Source organism: Nitrosomonas communis (assembly GCF_024102715.1).
Taxonomy (GTDB): domain Bacteria; phylum Pseudomonadota; class Gammaproteobacteria; order Burkholderiales; family Nitrosomonadaceae; genus Nitrosomonas; species Nitrosomonas communis_B.
On sequence record NZ_JAGFJM010000017.1, the window covers coordinates 1 to 21,054 of the forward strand.

At 44.6% G+C, this 21,054-nt stretch carries 20 protein-coding genes; 9 read left to right on the forward strand and 11 right to left on the reverse strand.

All coding sequences use genetic code 11. The annotated features are described in order from the left end of the window. Both J5I83_RS02175 and J5I83_RS02180 read right to left on the reverse strand, forming a co-directional pair. Window positions 1-507, reverse strand: a 507-nt coding sequence (locus J5I83_RS02175) for a TlpA disulfide reductase family protein (RefSeq protein ID WP_304052943.1), incomplete at its 3' end; no start/stop codon positions are given. A 219-nt stretch (window positions 508-726) separates the two neighbouring features. Continuing rightward, the gene (locus tag J5I83_RS02180) at window positions 727-1,332 is read right to left on the reverse strand and encodes a cytochrome P460 family protein (protein ID WP_304052944.1); all 606 of its coding nucleotides are present in this window, start codon (window positions 1,330-1,332) and stop codon (window positions 727-729) included. A gap of 201 nt (window positions 1,333-1,533) precedes the next feature. Between J5I83_RS02180 and J5I83_RS02185 the strand changes: the two genes are divergently transcribed. Continuing rightward, window positions 1,534-2,136 (forward strand): nitroreductase family protein, encoded by a 603-nt coding sequence (locus tag J5I83_RS02185; RefSeq protein ID WP_304052945.1) that lies wholly within the window; start codon window positions 1,534-1,536, stop codon window positions 2,134-2,136. Between the two features lie 87 nt (window positions 2,137-2,223). Here the strand turns inward: J5I83_RS02185 and J5I83_RS02190 are convergent, their stop codons facing one another. The 5 genes from J5I83_RS02190 to J5I83_RS02210 form a co-directional block, all read right to left on the reverse strand. Further along, window positions 2,224-2,892 (reverse strand): tetratricopeptide repeat protein, encoded by a 669-nt coding sequence (locus J5I83_RS02190; RefSeq protein ID WP_304052946.1) that lies wholly within the window; start codon window positions 2,890-2,892, stop codon window positions 2,224-2,226. A 146-nt stretch (window positions 2,893-3,038) separates the two neighbouring features. After that, window positions 3,039-3,794 carry an ankyrin repeat domain-containing protein gene (locus J5I83_RS02195; RefSeq protein ID WP_304052948.1) on the reverse strand — a complete coding sequence of 252 codons (756 nt, stop codon included), beginning with the start codon at window positions 3,792-3,794 and terminating at the stop codon, window positions 3,039-3,041. Window positions 3,795-3,878: 84 nt separating this feature from the next. Then, complete coding sequence (locus J5I83_RS02200; RefSeq protein WP_304052950.1) at window positions 3,879-5,000, reverse strand: deoxyguanosinetriphosphate triphosphohydrolase; 1,122 nt, start codon at window positions 4,998-5,000, stop codon at window positions 3,879-3,881. After that, complete coding sequence (gene aroB / locus J5I83_RS02205; RefSeq protein WP_304052952.1) at window positions 4,993-6,102, reverse strand: 3-dehydroquinate synthase; 1,110 nt, start codon at window positions 6,100-6,102, stop codon at window positions 4,993-4,995. Before aroB ends, J5I83_RS02200 begins: the two co-directional genes overlap by 8 nt. A 126-nt stretch (window positions 6,103-6,228) precedes the next feature. Continuing rightward, a complete protein-coding gene (locus J5I83_RS02210) occupies window positions 6,229-6,813 on the reverse strand; it encodes a shikimate kinase (RefSeq protein ID WP_304053039.1) in 585 nt (194 codons plus the stop codon). Window positions 6,814-7,304: 491 nt separating this feature from the next. Here J5I83_RS02210 and iscR point away from each other — a divergent pair, with 491 nt between their 5' ends. The 8 genes from iscR to J5I83_RS02250 are packed head-to-tail and all read left to right on the forward strand — an operon-like array spanning window position 7,305 to window position 14,056. After that, a complete protein-coding gene (gene iscR / locus J5I83_RS02215) occupies window positions 7,305-7,772 on the forward strand; it encodes a Fe-S cluster assembly transcriptional regulator IscR (protein ID WP_304052954.1) in 468 nt (155 codons plus the stop codon). A gap of 34 nt (window positions 7,773-7,806) precedes the next feature. Then, window positions 7,807-8,160 (forward strand): iron-sulfur cluster assembly accessory protein, encoded by a 354-nt coding sequence (locus J5I83_RS02220; protein WP_304052957.1) that lies wholly within the window; start codon window positions 7,807-7,809, stop codon window positions 8,158-8,160. A gap of 2 nt (window positions 8,161-8,162) precedes the next feature. Continuing rightward, window positions 8,163-9,599: a Fe-S cluster assembly protein SufB gene (gene sufB / locus J5I83_RS02225; protein WP_304052959.1), complete on the forward strand. Its 1,437-nt coding sequence runs from the start codon at window positions 8,163-8,165 to the stop codon at window positions 9,597-9,599. After that, window positions 9,596-10,393 (forward strand): Fe-S cluster assembly ATPase SufC, encoded by a 798-nt coding sequence (gene sufC, locus J5I83_RS02230; protein WP_304052961.1) that lies wholly within the window; start codon window positions 9,596-9,598, stop codon window positions 10,391-10,393. Before sufB ends, sufC begins: the two co-directional genes overlap by 4 nt. Beyond that, window positions 10,390-11,694, forward strand: a complete 1,305-nt coding sequence (sufD, locus tag J5I83_RS02235; RefSeq protein ID WP_304052964.1) for a Fe-S cluster assembly protein SufD — start codon at window positions 10,390-10,392, stop codon at window positions 11,692-11,694. The genes sufC and sufD overlap by 4 nt, the downstream gene beginning before the upstream one ends. 3 nt (window positions 11,695-11,697) lie before the next feature. Then, complete coding sequence (locus J5I83_RS02240; protein WP_304052966.1) at window positions 11,698-12,960, forward strand: cysteine desulfurase; 1,263 nt, start codon at window positions 11,698-11,700, stop codon at window positions 12,958-12,960. After that, window positions 12,960-13,442, forward strand: coding sequence for a Fe-S cluster assembly sulfur transfer protein SufU (gene sufU / locus J5I83_RS02245; RefSeq protein WP_304052968.1), 483 nt, complete (start codon window positions 12,960-12,962; stop codon window positions 13,440-13,442). Before J5I83_RS02240 ends, sufU begins: the two co-directional genes overlap by 1 nt. Window positions 13,443-13,495: 53 nt before the next feature. Continuing rightward, window positions 13,496-14,056, forward strand: coding sequence for a NifU family protein (locus J5I83_RS02250; RefSeq protein WP_304052970.1), 561 nt, complete (start codon window positions 13,496-13,498; stop codon window positions 14,054-14,056). 232 nt (window positions 14,057-14,288) lie between these two features. Here the strand turns inward: J5I83_RS02250 and J5I83_RS02255 are convergent, their stop codons facing one another. From J5I83_RS02255 to J5I83_RS02270, 4 genes are all read right to left on the reverse strand, one after another. Continuing rightward, window positions 14,289-15,668 carry an NAD(P)(+) transhydrogenase (Re/Si-specific) subunit beta gene (locus J5I83_RS02255; RefSeq protein ID WP_304052972.1) on the reverse strand — a complete coding sequence of 460 codons (1,380 nt, stop codon included), beginning with the start codon at window positions 15,666-15,668 and terminating at the stop codon, window positions 14,289-14,291. Further along, entirely contained in the window at window positions 15,669-15,977 is a 309-nt protein-coding gene (locus tag J5I83_RS02260) for a proton-translocating transhydrogenase family protein (RefSeq protein ID WP_304052974.1), read from the reverse strand. A 70-nt stretch (window positions 15,978-16,047) separates the two neighbouring features. Beyond that, entirely contained in the window at window positions 16,048-17,175 is a 1,128-nt protein-coding gene (locus tag J5I83_RS02265) for a Re/Si-specific NAD(P)(+) transhydrogenase subunit alpha (protein WP_304052976.1), read from the reverse strand. 239 nt (window positions 17,176-17,414) lie between these two features. Continuing rightward, window positions 17,415-20,951 carry an FAD-dependent oxidoreductase gene (locus tag J5I83_RS02270; protein WP_304052978.1) on the reverse strand — a complete coding sequence of 1,179 codons (3,537 nt, stop codon included), beginning with the start codon at window positions 20,949-20,951 and terminating at the stop codon, window positions 17,415-17,417. Window positions 20,952-21,054 lie beyond the last annotated feature (103 nt).

Sequence of the window (21,054 nt, forward strand, 5' to 3'; positions counted from 1 at the left end):
CTGCGCGAGCTCTGCTTCGCCGACCTTTTCTGCAAGCAATGTTGCAATGGATACGCCCAATATAAAATCATTGACATGACCAAATTTGTGTAAGCGTAAATGGCCGCTTTTATCGATCAGGATGGTCGTAGGTGTGCCCTGCATCTGATAAGTCATCATGGTGTGCGGGATGACATGATGCTCATTCGGTTTATCAATTCCGATCGGAAAGCGTAAGCGATATTCATAGGCAAATACTTCAAGTGCTTCCCGCCCCATTACTGAATGATGCTCAAAGACTGTATGGAGGCCAATCACGGCAACTTGGCCTGGATCAAATTCCTCGAATATCCGTTGCGCCTGAGGAATACTCATCTGGACACAACCCGGGCACAGCATCTGAAAGGCATGAAGCAGCACCACTTTGCCACGCAAGGAAGCTAGCGAAATCGGCTCGGACGTATTGAGCCAGCCCGTGGTTTGAAGCTCTGGCGCCAGAATTTTTTTAACAGCCTGATCATTCTTCATTAATTAATGTCCTCTTGGAAATACTAGCAAGTTAGCTATGGATACGAATATAAATAGTCCGATGAACAACTCAGTGAATTTTAGCAAAAAGAAAGGGCAAGTTATTCTGCGCTGCGAAGCGCTGGAAATAAATTGCCCCCATTATTCTAGAACTTGAAGATACTATCGTAGTTTTGGCAAGCTCTCTCTCCTGTTTATCAACTTACCATGATACTTTGTTCATTTTCCGGGTTTGCCAGCACGCAATACCGGGTAGTATTGGGTAAAGACGTTGTCTTCAGCAGCATTTTCTTTATGACAAGCGTTGCAAGATTCATCAGCTTGCGGAGCCGCACTCTTGCTTGCATAGCTTTCATAGCCAAAGTATGCCCAATGGTTGGGTCGATCAGCAAAACGCTTCGAATCCTTGACAGTAGCAGCTATGCCAAGATATTCACCCTGAAAGTAACCTTTACCACTTGCCGCTTCTTTGGTACCGACACTCACCAATTCCTTGACGATAATCGTACCATCACGGAACTTTCCAGTTTGTTTCCAGTGCGCCCAGCTTACAGGATCGATATAAACATTGTGAAACTCAGGAAATGCTGGATTGCCGTCATTCATATCTTTTGGTGTCACAGGCGAGCCAACGAAAATCCATTCACGATAATTTCTTGGAGTCAACAACTCTCCATCCTTGTTGAAATGAGCATATGTTGTTCTTCCCTGCTCATGATGACCATCATGCTGACCAGCAGTAACAGAAGTTGCCTGGCCAACCAACAGACCTGATAACAATAATGGCGATAAACCACCTAACAACGTTCTTTTAAACTGTGACATAATCAATCCCTAAAGTAATTAAATTAGAATGACGCACGGAAAGCAGTTATCAATAAAGTCCGCTCTCTTTTTTATGGTAGACAGAGCAAGGTGCTACGTCAAGGCAAGAATCTTATTACATTTACCGCATTCATACCGAGTTTGAGCAAATTTTATTGATCAGCTTTCCCATATATCTACAAATGGCAAATTAGAAAAAGCATGAATGTAACAACAGCTATTCGTTTACGTAGATCGATTAAAGCTTTCGATCCCGGACACAAAATAAGTGACGCTGAGACAACGCATTTAATGTCACTCGCACTGCTTTCTCCAACCGCTTTTAATATCCAGAACTGGCGTTTTGTGCTGGTGCAGGATCCTGATTTGCGACGTCAACTACGTGCAGCAGCCTGGGACCAGGCGCAGATCACCGATGCTTCACTATTAATCATATTAGCTGCCGACTTGAAATCCTGGCAAAAAGAACCCTCGCGTTACTGGAAAAATGTGCCGCAAGCTATTCAATCGTTTCTTATTCCTGTCATTGATCAATATTACAATGGTCGGGAACAGGTACAACGCGATGAAGCGATGCGTTCATGCGGAATAGCGGCAATGACGCTTATGCTGGCGGCCCAAGAAATGGGTTATGCTTCTTGCCCTATGGACGGCTTCGATTTTGAAGCAGTGGCAAAACTGATTAACCTGCCTGAGAATTATGTGATCTCAATGTTTGTTGCTATTGGCAAAGGAATCAAAGAAGCATGGCCCCGTGGGGGACAACTCCCTTTAGAAGAAATCATCATTTATGATAAATTCTAGCCTCTTTGTTCATGCTTCTTGTAATGTTTGGTAACTAAAACTTCCCACCATAAAACAACAGAAAGCGGCAATAAACGAAAAATTAACCTAATTTCCTGCGGCTCGTATTGCCTCAAGATTTTCTTTAGCATCTTGATTTCCTTGAGCTGCGGCTTTCTCGAACCATTCTATCGATTTTTGAGTATCTTTCGCCACACCCTCGCCTATCAAATACATCACACCGAGGTTATTTTGGGCATCCACATTACCTTGCGCAGCAGCCTTGGAAAACCATTCCACAGCTTTAGCAGAATCTTGGGGAACACCGTGACCTTCTGCATACAATAGCCCCAGATTAAATTGAGCGCCCGGGTGTCCTTGTTCAGCGGCACGATAAAACCACGCTGCAGCTGTTTCTAGATCATAGTCCATAATCTTTCCCGTCGCATCCTTGGATATGGCCTCTCCAGAATAGAACAAGGAACCAAGCGCATTCTGCGCTTCGGCATCACCGGCCTCTGCATCCTGGCGTAATTTTTGGAACCGCTCCTCAGGCGTTAAACCATCATTCGCTGTCGGCATGATTTTTTTTAGCAGATCAGCCTTTTCTTCTGGCGTCAATCCTTCCTGTAATATCGATGGCAATTCATTGATAGCAGTAATCTCATCCGGTAGTTTTTTCGAGGATCCGTCTGTCTTGGATATTTCTGAGGATGTATCTTCACCGCAACCAGCAAGCGCTAACAACGCAAATAATATAAAAGCACGCATATTCATCAAATAATTTCGCTCTTCTTATCGAACAAGTCGTAAAATCAATAAAAATTATAACATTTTGTGTTGCATCACAGTCGGATATAGTCAGTAAATGCCAGCGGCCAGATTAACAAGAAGTTCATAAAATGATGATTCAGATACTAACACTATTTAGCACCTGCCTTTTGTAGCAAATCAATGACGCCCTTATGATCGTATTTTCTTGCCAACAATAATGCAGTCGCCCCGTTTTCTGCTTCGGTATTAATTTTCGCACCACCGGCAAGCAGCGTCATAGTTGCCCCCTGATGACCATTTTGTGCAGCCAGCATCAGTGCAGTCACACCATTTTTTGCCTGACTATTAACTTCAGCGTTTGCTCGGAGCAAATACTGGATTACGACTTGGTTACCCATCTGTGATGCCAGCATGAGCGCTGTAATGCCTTCATTAGTCGTGGCATTGACATCAGCATTTGTGGCAAGCAATAAACGCACCATCTCTATGCGATTTCTTTGGGATGCCAGCATCAATGCAGTCATCCCATTATTGCTAGTCGCGTTTATATCGGCTTCAACAGTAAGCAATGCCTGAACAACCCCTAGACGATCATCCTGTGCAGCAAACATAAGCGCCGTGTATCCTTTATCTGCCTTCGCATTTGCATTTGCCCCCGAGGCAAGCAAAAATTTGACTATATTTTCATGACCATTCTGCGCAGCAGTAATTAATGCCATATCCTTATCACGTATTTCATAATTCTTTCCAGAAGCTGAAAGTAGCTCTTTAACTTGGGATAAGTTACCACGAGCAGCTGCATTGACCAGATCGCTGTTTTCTAGACTGGCCCATACATTATTTGGTAGATGCAGCCATCCTATCAGGGCACATAAAACATATAAATGATTCCTTGACCAGCGCATTTTACTTCTCCTTCTTCTATGTAGTATTTACCCAATAATCGGCTCATTCCATCTAACATCCGGCACCCACCAAAGGAATGGACTTTAGCTTTCATTGATGACAAACAGTCGCTGGTATTCCTTGATTGCAAAACGATCAGTCATGCCTGCAATATAATCAGCGATAGCCTGATGTCCATATTGAGAAAATTTAATTTGGTAAGCTGCAGGTAGCAACCGAATATCTGAATTAAACGCATTGAATAACATTTTAATCGTATGTTGTGCTTTATTACTCATGCGTATCACTTGAAAATGCCGATAAAGATTCTCATGCAAAAAGCTTTTTAATTCTTGCTGCTCTTGTTTAATCTTTTCGCTGAATTCAATCAGACAAGGCGCTGATCGCACCGCAGCCGGACAAGTTGGCCGCACGTTTTCGATATTGATTTTGCTTTGCAGAGTTAAATCGGTAGCGAGAGTATTGATCATGCCACGTATCGTTTCATGAATTAAACGTCGGCCTGCTATACTTGGATAATCCTTTTTTACCTGATGCAGATGCCTGGAAAACATCTCCACTTGTTCCAGTTGTACTAAGGCAATTAAACCAGAACGCAAACCATCATCTACATCGTGATTATTATACGCAATTTCATCTGCAAGATTGGCGAGCTGCGCTTCCAGTGAGGGCCTTTGATTGTTTAGAAAACGCACTCCTACCTCACCCAGCCTCTTAGCATTTTTCCTAGAAGCATGCTTGAGGATACCTTCACGTGTTTCAAAACATAAATTCAAACCATCGAAAGCACCATAACGCTCTTCAAGAACATCAACTACCCTTAAAGACTGTAAATTATGCTCAAAGCCGCCATACTCCTTCATGCAATGATTCAGGGCATCCTGTCCTGCATGACCAAAAGGTGTATGCCCCAGATCATGTGCCAGCGCTATCGCTTCAACTAAATCCTCGTTCAGCTGTAAGTTACGCGCAATAGAGCGCCCAATCTGGGCTACTTCCAGGCTATGTGTCAGACGCGTGCGAAACAAATCTCCCTCATGGTTAACAAATACTTGCGTTTTATACTCAAGTCGACGGAAAGCCGTGGAATGAATCACTCGATCACGATCACGTTGAAATTCACCGCGACCAGAAGGTGCTGTTTCTTTGATGGAACGCCCACGCGAATTACTAGGGGATACCGCATAAGGCGCCAGATCACTCATTTGCCGTACAAGTTAGCAGCGTCTCTGTCAAAATCGATGCGGGAACATCATGACTCATCACTGCCTCACCAATACGCTTCAGCAGAATGAAATGCATATTTCCCTCCTCCACCTTTTTATCAAGCCTCATCAAGCTCAAATAATCATCTGGAGAAAATTTGGGCGCAATGACCGGCAGATCTGCCATTTGAAATAGTCGACGTATGCGCCCGAAATCGCTTTCACTAATTAGCTTTAGTTGTTTCGATAATTCTGCGGCCATGATGGTGCCGGCAGCAACCGCTTCGCCATGTAACCATACACCATAACCCATTGCGTTTTCAATTGCATGCCCAAAGGTATGGCCAAGATTGAGTAATGACCGCACACCACTTTCACGCTCATCCGCTGCAACAATCTCCGCTTTGATCTCGCAACTGCGGTAAATGGCCTTACTCAGAGCATCTGCATCACGCGCAATCAACCTGGTCATATTTTGTTCCAGCCAATCAAAAAAATGGGCATCACGTATGAGACCGTATTTGATCACTTCAGCAATCCCTGCACGCAACTCTCTGTCCGGCAAAGTGTCAAGCGTTGCACTATCTGTCAGCACCAGTCGCGGCTGATAAAATGCACCTATCATATTTTTGCCAAGCGGATGGTTGATGCCCGTCTTACCGCCCACCGAAGAATCCACTTGTGCAAGCAATGTCGTAGGAATCTGAACAAAGGGCACGCCCCGCAAATAGGTTGCTGCCGCAAACCCTGTCAGATCACCAATAACTCCCCCACCTAACGCAATGAGTGCAGTCTTTCGCTCACAGCGTTGCTCCAGCAAAGCATCAAAAATCAAATTTAATGTTTGCCAATTTTTATGATCTTCACCATCAGGTAAAACAATTGATACCGAGAGGATCCCATGTTTCTCAAGCGCCGCACGCAATCTATCCAGATAAAAAGGCGCTACAGTAGTATTAGTTACAATTGCAACCCGTTTTTGCAGCAAATGAGGCAATAATAAATCTACCCGCTCTAATATTTCCTTCCCAATGTGGATAGGATAACTTCGATCCTGCTCGGCAGAAAATAATGCCACTTTAACAGTCTGTATGTCATTCATATGAAGTAATTAATTTCAGAAAAAAATGACTAGCCAGAATTTCTCATTGATTTGATTGATAAACCGCGATCATACTTTTTTTGAGTTAAATTGCCTCCGGCAAAGCCGGGGGATTACCTCGTTTATTTACCGCTTCGGCCTTAATTTTTTTAATTTGAAGAAAAGCAGCTTTCGGGCTAGCCGCTGCACCAAAGAACGTACCCCCTGCTTTCCGCTATCGATAATGATATGCGCTGTCTCACGGTAAAGGACATCACGTTGCGCATGAAGCTCTGTTAATCTGGCATGCAGATCCTCGGTCTGAAGTAATGGTCTGTTTTTATCAGAGCGCGTCCTTCGCTGCAACTCATCCACGGAAGCACTCAAGTAAACCACGATACCATGCTGTCTTAATAAGGCGCGATTGTCAGCACTCAGCACTGCGCCACCACCAGTAGCCAGCACAATATCCTCTGCCTGCACCAATTCTTGCAGCACCTCAGTTTCCCGTCTCCGAAACCCAGCCTCTCCTTCAATTTCAAAAATCAAAGGAATCTTAACACCAGTACGCTGCTGAATTTCATGATCGGAATCAACAAATGTTTTACCTATATAGTTTGCCAGTAATTTACCAATCGTGGTCTTACCGGCACCCATCATACCTATAAGAATAACATTCCCCTGTAAAAATTTTACTTCGTTATTTTTTTTAGTGGTCTTGATTAATTGCATAAATGCAATTGTAACGGAAATACCCCCACCTACGCAGGGATTCCAGGCAGCGCACAAAAAATTCATTCTCTTTATACCCTTACCAGTAGCCGTAGTCATTTTCCAGCAAACCAAGAAACAATAACCTCATCACATCCACTTTCAGAGAAAAATGAAAAGCTTTTTATTTGAATTTAAACAATTATTTTGAATCTTAAATTATTATAGTTGACTAGTTCAGTAGGGTATTATATAGTTGATAAAAATAATCAAGTATTATTTACAAACTTTTATTATTTATCTATATAAATAGCGCAGGTTCGCAAATAGAGTGAATTTCATGTGTTCTTCGGATCTGAAAACGCACGGAAAAAGACGATGCAAGAAAGCACAGTCCGGCGATATATCGCGAGGACACCAAAGCTTACTTCCAAGATCCCTTCGTCAAATATACCACCTGAAACTATTTGTGGATCCGATCAACAATTTTTTATTGTACTAAGGAATCTAGTATGAGACTGACAACGAAAGGACGATTTGCAGTGACGGCACTTTTGGATCTGGCGATGCAGCATAGCAACGGGCCTGTCACACTCGCTGACATCAGCCAGCGTCAGAAAATTTCACTGTCATATCTTGAACAATTATTTGCAAAATTACGCCAGCGTGAACTTGTCGACAGTGTGCGCGGTCCAGGCGGAGGTTATTGCCTAGCTAAGAGTTTAGAGCAAGTATCTATTGCAGATATTATTCTCGCTGTCGATGAGCCGATTGATAACACGCGATGCGGTGGCAAAGAAAATTGCCTGAATGATGGTAAATGCATGACCCATGACTTATGGGCAGAACTCAATGACATTATTTTCAATTATCTTGGCGGCGTAACATTAAAGCAGTTAGTCGATGAACAAAAACAACGTGAGCAACAACGTGAGCAAGCTGTTGTCAAATTGTATGACATGCGTGAAGCAGCATTTTAATGCTAACTAACTGATTAACTGATAGAGAAAAATCATGGCGATCACATTGACTGAACGTGCAGCCAAACAAATCCAACAGCAACTGGCAAAACGCGGTAAAGGATTAGCTTTACGAATCAGTATAAAAAAATCCGGATGCTCTGGTTTCACTTATATCTTTGATTATGCTGATGAGATGCAAGAAGATGATGAGCTTTTTGAGTCATACGACGCAAAAATCATCGTGAACCGCGATAATCTATCTTATTTCGATGGCTCGGAGATAGATTTTGTTAAGGAAGGTCTAAATAGTATTTTTAAGTTTAACAACCCCAATATTGAAAATACTTGTGGCTGCGGTGAAAGCTTCAGTCTCAAAACATCTGAAAAGTCTAAGGAAAATATATAAAAATGAGTGCTGTACTACAAAATCTTGTAAACCAGCCATACAAGCATGGTTTCGTCACAGAAATAGAAGCTGATATTGCACCCAAAGGACTTAACGAAGAAATCATTCGATTGATCTCATCTAAGAAAAATGAGCCTGAATGGTTACTTACATTTCGGTTGCAGGCTTATGAAAAATGGCTGAGCATGCCGCAGCCGGGATGGCAAAATGTCAAATATCCTGAAATTGATTTTCAAGCAATTAGTTATTACTCGGCTCCCAAGCCGAAAAAGAAACTAGCCAGCATGGATGAGGTGGATCCTGAGTTGCTACGCACCTTTGAAAAACTTGGTGTGCCCATGCATGAACGAGCAGCACTTGCGGGAGTGGCTGTTGATGTCATTTTTGACAGTGTATCTGTGGCAACAACTTATAAAGAAAGACTCGCTGAAATAGGGATTATTTTTTGCTCGTTTTCTGAAGCGGTGCATAGTCATCCAGAACTCGTTAAAAAATACCTTGGGACTGTCGTGCCAATTGGCGACAATTTTTACGCAGCCCTTAATTCAGCAGTATTTACCGATGGCTCATTTTGCTTTATTCCCAAAGGCGTCAAATGTCCAATGGATTTATCGACTTACTTTCGCATCAATACTGAAGAATCGGGACAATTTGAGCGAACGCTGATCATTGCTGAAGAAGGCGCCTCTGTTTCCTATTTGGAAGGATGCACTGCACCTAGATTTGATACCAATCAATTGCATGCAGCCGTCGTTGAGTTGATTGCACTGGATAATGCTGAAATCAAATACTCAACTGTGCAGAACTGGTATGCAGGCGATGAAAAAGGGGTTGGCGGAATTTATAATTTTGTTACTAAACGTGGTTTAGCAAAAGGGGCTAATTCGCGTATTTCCTGGACCCAAGTTGAAACAGGCTCCGCCATTACGTGGAAATATCCCTCCTGCATTTTACGTGGTGAAAATTCAGTTGGAGAATTCTATTCAGTTGCTGTTACCAATCATTATCAGCAAGCTGACACTGGTACTAAAATGATTCATATCGGAAGAAATACGCGTAGCACCATTGTTAGCAAAAGTATTTCAGCTGGATATTCTAACAGCAGTTATCGTGGGCTGGTAAGAATTGCGCCTACTGCCGAGAATGCTCGTAATTATTCGCAATGCGATTCGATGCTCATTGGCGATCAATGCGGTGTCAATACTTTTCCTTATATCCAGGTGCAAAACAATAGCGCTAAAGTCGAGCATGAAGCATCCACATCACGAATTGGCGAAGATCAACTTTTTTATTTCTTACAGCGTGGTATTGGTGCTGAAGAAGCGGTCTCAATGATTATCAATGGATTCTGTAAAGAAGTATTTCAGCAATTACCGTTGGAATTTGCGGTTGAAGCAACAAAATTACTCAGTTTTAAATTGGAAGGGAGTGTCGGATGATCAATCAGAACAGTAAAATACTCCTGGAGGTGCGAGGATTGCATGCAAGTGTAAACGGCATTGAGATCCTTAAAGGCGTTGACCTCACAGTCAAATGCGGAGAAATCCACGCGATCATGGGGCTCAATGGATCTGGCAAAAGCACATTCGCCAAAATTCTGGCTGGCCATCCTGCATATGAAGTGACCGCAGGGGCTATCATTTTCAACGAGCAAAATTTGTTTGATCTTGAACCAGAAGAACGTGCTCGTGCTGGCGTATTTCTTGCCTTTCAATATCCAATCGAAATTCCAGGCGTCGCAAATAATCAATTCTTGAGACTAGCATACAACACGATTCAGTCCCAACGCGGCAAAGAAGAGCTTGACCCCCTTGAATTCGATGATTTTATACGCGACAAAATGAAATTGCTCGAGATGAACCCAGATTTTCTGGATCGTAGCGTCAATGAAGGATTTTCAGGTGGGGAAAAAAAACGTAATGAAATTTTACAAATGGCATTACTTGAACCAAAACTCGCCATATTAGACGAAACTGATTCAGGGCTTGATATAGATGCCCTCAGGATTGTAGCCAATGGTGTAAACCAACTGACCAATAAAGATAATGCAACCATTTTGGTGACGCATTACCAGCGCTTGCTTGATTATATTGTGCCTGATTATGTCCACGTGATGGAAGCTGGGCGAATCATCAAAACGAGCGGTAAAGAGCTTGCGAAGGAACTGGAGACACATGGTTATGATTGGATAAATGCAGAAAAGTCTTTTAATAAGACTGGGGTGCGATTATGAGTACAGTGACCAATGCAGCAGGTTATCTTGAAAACCTCGTTCAATCATGGCGAAGGCCGCCGGCAGCCTCGTTATTCTGGCTTGATCAGCTACGAGCACACGCAATGAATAGTGTCGGTACACTTAGAATGCCGACAACTCACGATGAAGAATGGCGTTTTACTGACATTTCACCCCTTGGCCGGCTGCCTTATCCGGCAGCTCGTGCCGCACCAAAAACGCAATTTTCGGATATTAGTCACTACTATCTCGAAGAAGCTATCTATCGCTTGGTATTTGTAGATGGTCAATTTGCACCCGATCTCTCAAATGTTGCCAATAAGGCAGATGCTATTATTGGCAATTTATCCTCACTCATTACTACTCACGGGGACACAATTGCTCGCTATCTTGGCCAACTAGCAGAACTCCAGAACGATATTTTTACAGCGTTAAATACTGCCTTTCTTCATGATAGCGCCTGCATCATCATTCCGCAGAATGTGTCAGTAACGACGCCCATCCATTTGCTGTTCATATCCAGGCAAAAAGAGATTACCAGTTATCCGCGCTGCTTAGTGATCGCTGAATCTGGTAGCAATGTAACGATAGTCGAAGATTACGTCACTACTGAACAAGCTGCCTACGTCATTAACTCGGTGGTTGAAATGAGTCTTTCTGATACAGCGCATGTCAACCATATTCGAATACAACGCGATAATCAGCAGGCCTTCCATATTGGCAATTGCACAGTAGCGCTTGCCCATGCCAGTCAGTATCGCTCGGTCAGTATAACGCTGGGAGCTCATATTTCCCGTTATAACCTGAATGTGGCATTGGCGGGTGAAGGTGCTGAATGTACAGTAGATGGATTGGCACTGATTTCTGGACACCAGCTTGCCGATACACATACGTTTATTGATCATGCGAAGCCCCATGGCAAGAGTCGCCAGCTACATAAGTGTATCGTCGATGGCATTGCGCATGGAGTGTTTAATGGAAGGATCATGGTACGGCCACATGCCCAGTTAACGGATTCATCACAATTAAGCCGTAATCTCTTAATGACCAATAAAGCACGTATCGATACCAAACCACAACTTGAAATATTTGCTGATGATGTCAAATGTGCACATGGCGCGACAGTAGGTCAGCTCGATAAAGAAGAAATTTTCTACCTGATGAGTCGCGGCCTTTCCGATTTAACTGCGCGTAACTTACTAACCTATGCATTTGGTGGAGAAGTTATTGATCGTATTGCGATTCCTTCACTCAAGAAACAACTCGAAGAAATCATACTTGCAAGAACACAGATATCCTGAAACATGAAAATTGTTGATGCCTTATTAGACATGAATATTCTCGCAACATCAGAGTTGGCGGCACGCTATCGTGCTGATTTTCCTATTCTCAATCTCAAAGTAAGCGACAAACCGCTCGTTTATTTAGACAATGCCGCATCAAGCCAGATGCCACAAGCAGTGATCGATCGCCTGGTGCGTTATCAAACAAGCCAGCATGCAAATATTCACCGTGCAGTGCATTACCTTTCTGAGGTAGCCACACAAGAATATGAAACAGCACGGCGAACATTGCAGCACTTCATCAACGCGCGTGAAGATAGAGAAATCATCTTTACCAGCGGCACAACAGATGCCATCAATCTAGTCATGCACGGCTATGGTCGTAAATTTATCAAAAGTGGTGATGAAATTATTTTAACGAACCTGGAACATCACTCAAACATCGTACCATGGCAAATGCTAGCAGAAGAAAAAGGTGCAATAATCCGCGTCGTACCCATTAATGATGCAGGCGAGCTGCTGGTTGACGAATATGAAAAATTATTTAATCCGAGAACCCGCTTTGTTGCCATAACGCATGTATCGAATGCGCTAGGTACGATCAATCCGATCAAAAACATGATTGCCTTTGCCCACAAGCATGGGGTTCCAGTTTTAATTGATGGCGCGCAAGCTGCTGCACATATAAAAATCGATGTGCAAGAACTTGATTGTGATTTTTATGCCTTTTCTGGACACAAATTATGTGGTCCAACAGGTATTGGCCTCCTCTATGGCAAAGCCAAGTTACTGGAAGCAATGCAGCCTTTCAAAGGGGGGGGCGATATGATCGCTTCGGTAACCTTTGAAAAAACGACCTATAACACTATTCCGTATAAATTTGAAGCAGGCACTCCTCCTATTGCTGCGGCAATCGGTTTCGGTGCTGCAATAGATTACCTATCGGGGATTGGATTAGACGCGATTGCAGCTTATGAACATGAACTGCTCAATTATGCCACCGAGCAGATCGCGGCTATTCCTGGCGTACATATCATTGGTAATACACCTACCAAAGTTGCTGTCTTGTCCTTTACCATTGATGGCATCCATCCGCATGATGTGGGTACACTGCTTAATCAAGAAGGAATCGCTGTACGTACAGGTCACCATTGCGCACAACCGATTATGCAACGCTTTAAAATACCTGCTACCTCACGTGCTTCATTTTCTTTTTATAATACCAAGGCAGAAATCGATACTTTGATAGCAGCTATTCATTCTGTACAAAAGGTTTTTTCATAATGAATTTAAAATCAATTTATCAGGAAGTTATCCTGGACCATAATCGTAAGCCACGTAACTACGGTACACTTGACAATGCGAATCATCACGCCGTAGGACATAATCCTTTATGCGGTGATCGTATCGATCTTGCGCTGCATATGGAAGGAGAACTGATTGATCGTATTGCATTTCATGGAGAATCATGCGCAATCTGCAAAGCATCCGCTTCAATGATGACTGCCAATGTTAAAGGAAAATCACGCACAGAAGCAGAAACATTGATTAAAGAATTTCGGGAAATGGTGATTGGCAATCTTGATCTTTCAAGACCGCACCACCTAGGAAGGCTTGCTGTATTTGCCGGCGTACGTGATTTACCCACGCGAGTCAAATGTGCAATTCTACCCTGGCATACCTTGCAAGCCGCTCTGAACTCTGTCGCTAGCATCTCGACCGAAACAGCTGATGATCCAATTCAAGCTGCTACGAGCAATGGCTAATCGGAAACCGAGTTATCTAGCCTATGACAGCACACTATACAAATAACTAAGAAATGCCGAAAATAGCTGAAATCGAAGGTACTCCCAATCCTAATGCATTAAAGTTTGTTTTGAAAGAACCACTTACGTGGGGAACAAGTCATTCCTATGATAGCGCCGAACAAGCAAAGGATGATCCACTTGCGTCAGCATTATTTGAAATAGACCATGTAACCAACGTCTTTTATGTCGACCGATGGATTACCATTACTCAAGATGGCGAGGCTGATTGGCAGGATCTCGCGCGCGCCGTTGCTGATCCAATTCGAGCAGCACCTGCAGCCGATGTGCAGTCAGCCGAGACAGTGGCAACTGCCAATGAATTATTAGCCAACTTGAGTCCGGAAGATCAAAAACGACTTGAGCGGATTAATATCTTACTGGATGAAGAGGTACGCCCCTACTTACAAAATGATGGCGGAGATCTTCATGTAGTAGGTCTTGAAGGAAATATCCTGAGAATTCATTATCAAGGCGCATGCGGTACTTGCCCTAGCTCCATTTCTGGAACCCTCAGAGGAATTGAACGATTACTGAAAACAATAGAGCCCGATATCGAGCTTGTTTCCGCTTGAAGTGTTTTCTTTGTGAAATTCTGGATTTTAAACTTCAGTAATAAATAAACCGCCTAAGGCGGTTTATTTATTAGACTGCTTTCTTAGTTTCCTTTGTACGCAACTTGGCGTACATACCATTTACCAGTTTATTTAATTTGTCGATTACTGAACATTGAGCAAGCTGCTCAGTCCGCGCGAAAGTAATACAAGCGCCCGCGGTACGAAACAGCCAGCCCAATTCGAAAAAGTATTACACCGCTTTGACCATATCTTCCACCACTTTCTTGGCATCACCAAACACCATCATGGTCTTATCCATATAGAACAAATCATTGTCAAGACCAGCATAGCCAGCAGCCATACTGCGTTTGACAACGATTACTGTGCGCGCCTTGTGCGCATCCAGAATAGGCATACCATAGATAGGACTACCTGGTATATTAGCAGCCGGATTGACGACATCATTTGCTCCCAATACCAAAACCACATCGGTATTAGGAAAGTCGCTGTTGATCTCGTCCATTTCTAGCACCTGCTCATATGGTATTTCCGCCTCTGCTAGCAACACGTTCATGTGTCCCGGCATCCGACCTGCCACAGGGTGGATAGCAAAACGGACATTCACCCCTTTCTGATGCAGCACTTCCGCCAATTCATTGACCGCATGCTGCGCGCGCGCTACTGCCAAGCCATATCCAGGAACAATAATAACACTGTCCGCATTACTCATCAGAAAGGCTGCATCATCCGCGCTACCGCTACGATAGGCCTTCTGCACCCCATCTCCTGCAGCTTGACTACTACCGTCACTACCAAAGCCACCTAATATAACCGAGAGAAAAGGACGGTTCATGGCTTTGCACATGATATACGACAGAATCGCACCAGAGCTGCCTACTAATGAACCTGCAATAATCAGCATTGAATTGCCAAGCGAGAAGCCGATGCCCGCTGCTGCCCAACCGGAATAAGAATTCAACATGGAGATCACAACTGGCATATCTGCTCCTCCGATAGGAATAATGATGAGGAAGCCGAGCAAGAATGCGATAGCTGTCATGGTAATAAATGCTGTCCAGTTGGTGGTCTCACTAAAGAAGAACCACAAGCCGAATCCAATCATGACCATTGCGAGCAGCAAATTAATCACGTGCTGCCCAGTGAAAATAACTGGAGCTCCGCTCATACGACCAGATAATTTAAGAAATGCAATTACCGAACCAGACCAAGTCATGGCACCAATAAACGTTCCCAGGAACAATTCCAGCTTACTGCCAGCTGGCAGCAGCTCAGGTAGGCCGAATGAAACAGGATTATTGACGGCGGCTATCGCGATGAATACTGCAGCCAGACCAACCAATGAGTGCATGAAAGCAACCAGCTCCGGCATGGCTGTCATCTGGACCCGTTGAGCCACGAGAGAGCCTATGATTCCACCGATTGCAATACAACTCAGTATCAATGTCCAATTCTGGGTGATAGTCAGCGTAGTGCCAACAGCAATAGTCATGCCAACCATGCCAAACAAATTACCACGTCGAGCGGAAAGGGGTGAACTAAGCCCTTTCAACGCCAGAATAAAAAAAACCGCTGCAACCAGGTAGGCGAGTGCAATCAAATCAGCAGACATTTAAGCGCTTCCTTTTTTATCTTTTTTTCTAAACATTTCCAGCATACGTTGAGTGACAAGAAATCCACCAAATACATTGATAGAAGCAAGGATTACAGCCCCAGCACCCAACCAGACGCCCCAATCAGATTCAGCAGGTCCTGCTGCCAACATTGCACCCACTAGAATGATACTCGAGATGGCATTTGTTACTGACATCAGCGGTGTATGTAAAGCTGGTGTCACATTCCATACCACGTGATAGCCAACAAATACCGCCAACACGAATACTGTCAGATGTATTATCGTTGGATCAATTTCACCAATCATGTTTGTTCCTCTTGAATTCGTTAACTTTTATAGATTTTGAGGCGAATGCTAACGCAATGCTTCACTTTTTTTACGCTTTCTTAATAATTTCTCCGCTCGAACAAACTAGTGTTCCAGCAATAATCTCATCTTCCTGGTCTATTTTGAGTTCACCACTATTGGCATCAAGCATCAAATTAAGGAAATTCATAAGATTACGTGCATAGAGTGCGCTTGCATCTGTCGCCACCAAACCCGGCAGATTAGCAATACCAATAAGATGAACGCCATACTTAACGACGGTTTTATTCAATTCAGACAAAGGACAATTCCCACCTGCCTCTACTGCCATATCTACAATCACCGAGCCAGGTTTCATCGCCTGGACTGTTCCTTCCGGGATCAAAACTGGCGCTGGGCGTCCAGGTATCAACGCAGTCGTAATTATGATATCCGCCGCTAGCGCTCTTTCGTGAATTAATTCACCCTGCCTACGCTTGTAATCATCCGACATTTCGGTAGCATAACCACCCGCTGTCTCAGCTTTTGCCTTTTCTTCATCGGTCAACGGTACCTCAACAAATTTAGCCCCTAAGCTTTCGACTTGTTCTTTAACTGCAGGGCGAACATCAAATGCTTCAACCACCGCGCCCAGGCGCTTAGCTGTGGCAATCGCCTGCAAACCGGCCACCCCTGCCCCCAGCACTAATATTCTTGCAGCTTTGACCGTCCCTGCTGCCGTCATTAACATGGGAAAGAATTTCTGGTAAACATTGGCCGCCATGATAACTGCCTTATATCCACCAATATTTGCCTGAGAAGATAGCACATCCATACTTTGAGCACGAGAAATACGCGGTAATTTCTCCATGGCAAATGCTGTCAGGCCATAGCTGGCAAGCGCCTCGATTCTTTCTTTCTGATGAGGTGTCAGCAAGCCAATCAAAATCGCATCTTTACGCATCAACGTTAGTTCTTCTGCTTCTGGAGCACGCACTTTAAGTACGATCTGTGACTGACTGTACAACTGCGAAACATCGTTAACGATCACTGCACCCGCTTCCTGGTATGCAGTATCAGGAATACTCGCACCAGCACCTGCACCAGACTGGACCAGAACAGTATGAAAACCTTTGGCAGTATATTTCTTGACCGTTTCCGGCGTAGCTGCTACACGTGTTTCTCCTGCATGAATTTCTGCAGGTATGCCTATGTGCATCGATTATCCCCCTTATCCTCTATTCAAACTTGAAAATACCTTATGCTTTACATCATTGACTTCGAATGTGTGATTATAAATCAATCTAGGTATATGCATTACTTTGATTGAGACGATCACATCTCTTTTCTATCCGTTGCCACAATTTTGATGCAATATCATTAACTCGCAAAATGCACACTCACACTATCCGCATTCTAGAACTCAATGGGTGCAGTAAAAGCGCGCGCTCTTTTTGTTCAATTTAAACTTTTCAGGCAACGGTCTAACCATTGGCTAGTTAATTTTTCCTGCACACTGTTTTGCCGCAAACGCGACGCCAGACTGCCAAAATCAACCCAATCGAGTGGCTGATCCTGATTGAAGCACGAAAAAACATACGTAATCTCACCCGTTACAGGATCTTTGTGTGGTTGCAAGCACTGCGCGCAAATTTCTTTCATCATGCATTGCATTGGTGAATTGATCGAGCCTATGGCAAAGTGATCCCCTTTCAAATAAGGTTGCAGTTGATGATGGCGTGCAAAACCGACTGCTGCCATCATCCGGTCGGAGCCAATCGCGACGATACGATCGGCCTCTGCCAACGATATAGGTTGGGCACCAAGAGCACCGCTGCCATAAGCCACCATCGCCTGCACTATATTACCGACAAAACTAAAATCACCCGGCCTGGACGGTTCAAATCCAGGTGCCTCGTCACAACACCACACGACCGTATCCGCAGCCGATTCAATTTCTGCGACCTTATACCGATCAGCCAGCTTTTTGTAGCCGGCAAAATACAAAACCCGGCATCCTGCTGCCCGCGCCGCTGCGCCGATGGAAAACAAGACCGCATTTCCGAGTCCGCCACCTACCAGCACGATGGTTTCATTATGCAAAATCTCAGTCGGCGTGCCGGTCGGCCCCATCAATACCACGGGCTCTCCTGGCTTGAGCAACGTACATAAATTTGCTGATCCACCCATTTCAAGCGCAATCAGTGAAACATGTCCGCTTGCAATATCTACCGATGCACCTGTCAATGCGATACCTTCCATCGCTAGCCGGGTATCCCCTATCGTGGATGAAAGGGTTGCAAAATTCTGAAAACGGTAAAACTGACCCGGATGGAAATGTTTCGCAGCCATCGGTGCATGCACAACCACTTCGATGATGTTAGGCGTCAATCTTTCTACCTTATGCACAGTCGGTCTCAACTGACGATTCATTTCAGCAAAGAACTGCGTATTTGATTGAGTGGATGCAGGCTCAACACGTGCCAACACCCGGCTGACCACTGGATATCCCTGTTTAGCGCTCGCCATGGCTTTGACCACATTTCCTGAATAGGACGGATGCAAATCACCGAAAAAACTGATAAAACGTCCTTCTCCACAACGACTTAGCAGAACCGCTACTGTTTCTGGTTTAGGATTGCCTTTGGATAGACTTACCGGATTGCCCTGATCATCGCAGGCAGCAAAATACCGTCCATCCAGTTTGAAATATTTTTCGTCCTCTCGGGCCAACACTGTGTTCGGCTGTGTGCCTGCAGCTACCAGAATGGCACGGGCAGGCAAGCCGACTTCCCTAATTTTTTGCCATTTCCCTGTTTCATCCATTGACTGAGCAGAGAATTTGATCGACTGAACATGCTCCCACTGATCGACATCTACTCGCAATGGGGTAAGCCCTTCCGCAAACCAGATACCTTCTTCCAGTGCTTTCTCGACTTCTTCATGGTTCAATGTATAAGAAGGGCTATCAATTAGACGCTTACGATATGCAATCGTCGCGCCACCCCATGATTGCAGCAGCTTCAGTATATCCGGCGCTCGCCCTTCCAGAGCCGCCTGGGTACGCTCGGCGCGAATGGCTCGCGCGTGCGCCAGAAATTCTTCAGCGATTTCCCGCTCTTCTTCGTCCCAATTATTACGAACTGCAGCTTCACCCTGCTCTGACACGAGCGTTTCATAACGCTGCAAAAATTTCTCAACTTGTACTGGATAATACGCCAGGGCCTCCGTTGCCGTATCGATCGCAGTCAATCCTCCCCCAATCACCACAACAGGTAAGCGTAACTGCATATTAGCAATAGAATCAACCTGTGCTGCGCCGGACAACTGAAGTGCCATTAAAAAATCAGAAGCAGCGCGCACACCTCGCGCTAGACCATTCGGTAAATCAAGTATCGTCGGACGTCCTGCGCCAGCAGCCAGAGCAATATGATCAAAACCTAACGTCAGCGCATCATCAACTGTCATAGTCCCGCCAAAGCGTACCCCACCAAACAGCGCAAACTCTGGCCGTCGCTCCAGCAAAAGACGGATTAATTGCAGAAAATTCTTATCCCAGCGCACGGTGATGCCATATTCCGCCACCCCGCCAAAACCACCTGCTACTCGTTCATTCAGATCGACACGCAGGCTATTAATATCTTGAACAGCGCTAAAGGGAACGTGCTCCCCATGCAAGTCGACACCACAAATCTCTGCAGGCAATGGTTCAATTTTGAGACCATCCATTCCTACCACAGTATGGCCATCATTCATTAAGTGATGCGCCAAAGTATAGCCAGCGGGTCCCATGCCCACCACCAGCACTTTTTTACCTGTTGCTGGTTTGGGTAAAGGTCTGCGTAAATCAAGCGGATTCCAGCGTGTCAGTAAACTGTACACTTCAAATCCCCAAGGCAATTCGAGCACATCTTTGAGCGTGCGGGTTTCTGCTTGTGGAATATCAACGGGATCCTGTTTCTGATAAATGCAGGATTTCATGCAATCATTACAGATACGATGCCCGGTCCCCGCACACATGGGGTTGTCCAGTACAATCATTGCTAAGCTGCCAATCGCCACACCTTGCGATTTGAGTTTGTGAAATTCCGAGATACGCTCTTCCAGTGGACAACCCGCGAGCAAAGCGCCTAACTCACTTCTCTTAAAAGAAGGCGGTTCTTCTGCATTTTTAGATTTGACGATATACCCTTTTGAGCAGGAATCCTTACCTTGCTCATGGCACCAGATGCAATAATTGGTTTCATCGAGTGCGCCAACCAAATCGGTTCCCTGATCCGTCAACGAGAACCCTTCCCGGTGACGCAAGTGCTCGAGACGATGCATAGTATAGCCCGCATGATCATCGGTCACCAATGACAGCAAATGCAAATAATCGAGTTTTGCCGGGGACTTGAATAACACCCCTTGCCGAGTATGCTTCTGACCTTCGCTAGTGCGTAGCGCCCAAGCTGCATAATGCAGCGCATCAGTCAAGCGTGCTGCATTGCTCGCTTCATCTTCTAGCCATCGTGCGACATGAGTTGCAAATACTAATTCTGAAAAAGGTTCGCCAAATTCAGCCGCTAACTTCTTTTCTAACGCGATGCCATCGATTGCTTGTAAGATATCATCGCTTACCTTAGTTTTTGCGCGGCGCTGCACAAATTGCCGCTTGCAAAAATAAAGCGGTGCAAGTTCATGATGGCGCGCCGCCAGCGCACGGACTTCCTTATCAATACCGAATAGCTGTGCGATAAAATCTTCCAGCCAGGGCGCAAGATCTATCAAAAATGCAGATTCGTCTTTAGGCGCCAATCCATCCGGATGCAGACGTGCATGATCTAGGCGGGCGCGCAGTCCAGCGTCTCCTGTCTGCAAAAAATCAAGAAATGCTTGATCCAGCTTTATCAAACCATCACGACAATACAAATCTGCAAAAGCCATACCAAATTTAAGATCAGGAAAAACGGCTTCTATCGATGGTTTGCTAAATATTGCTGCTGAATTTGTCATAATTATTGGTTGATATTTTTATATAAAAATAGGGGATATAAGATGAAAAGTGGTGTCAATTGATCAAGACCAACTCAAGCCAAAGCTGAATGAAAAGCTGATA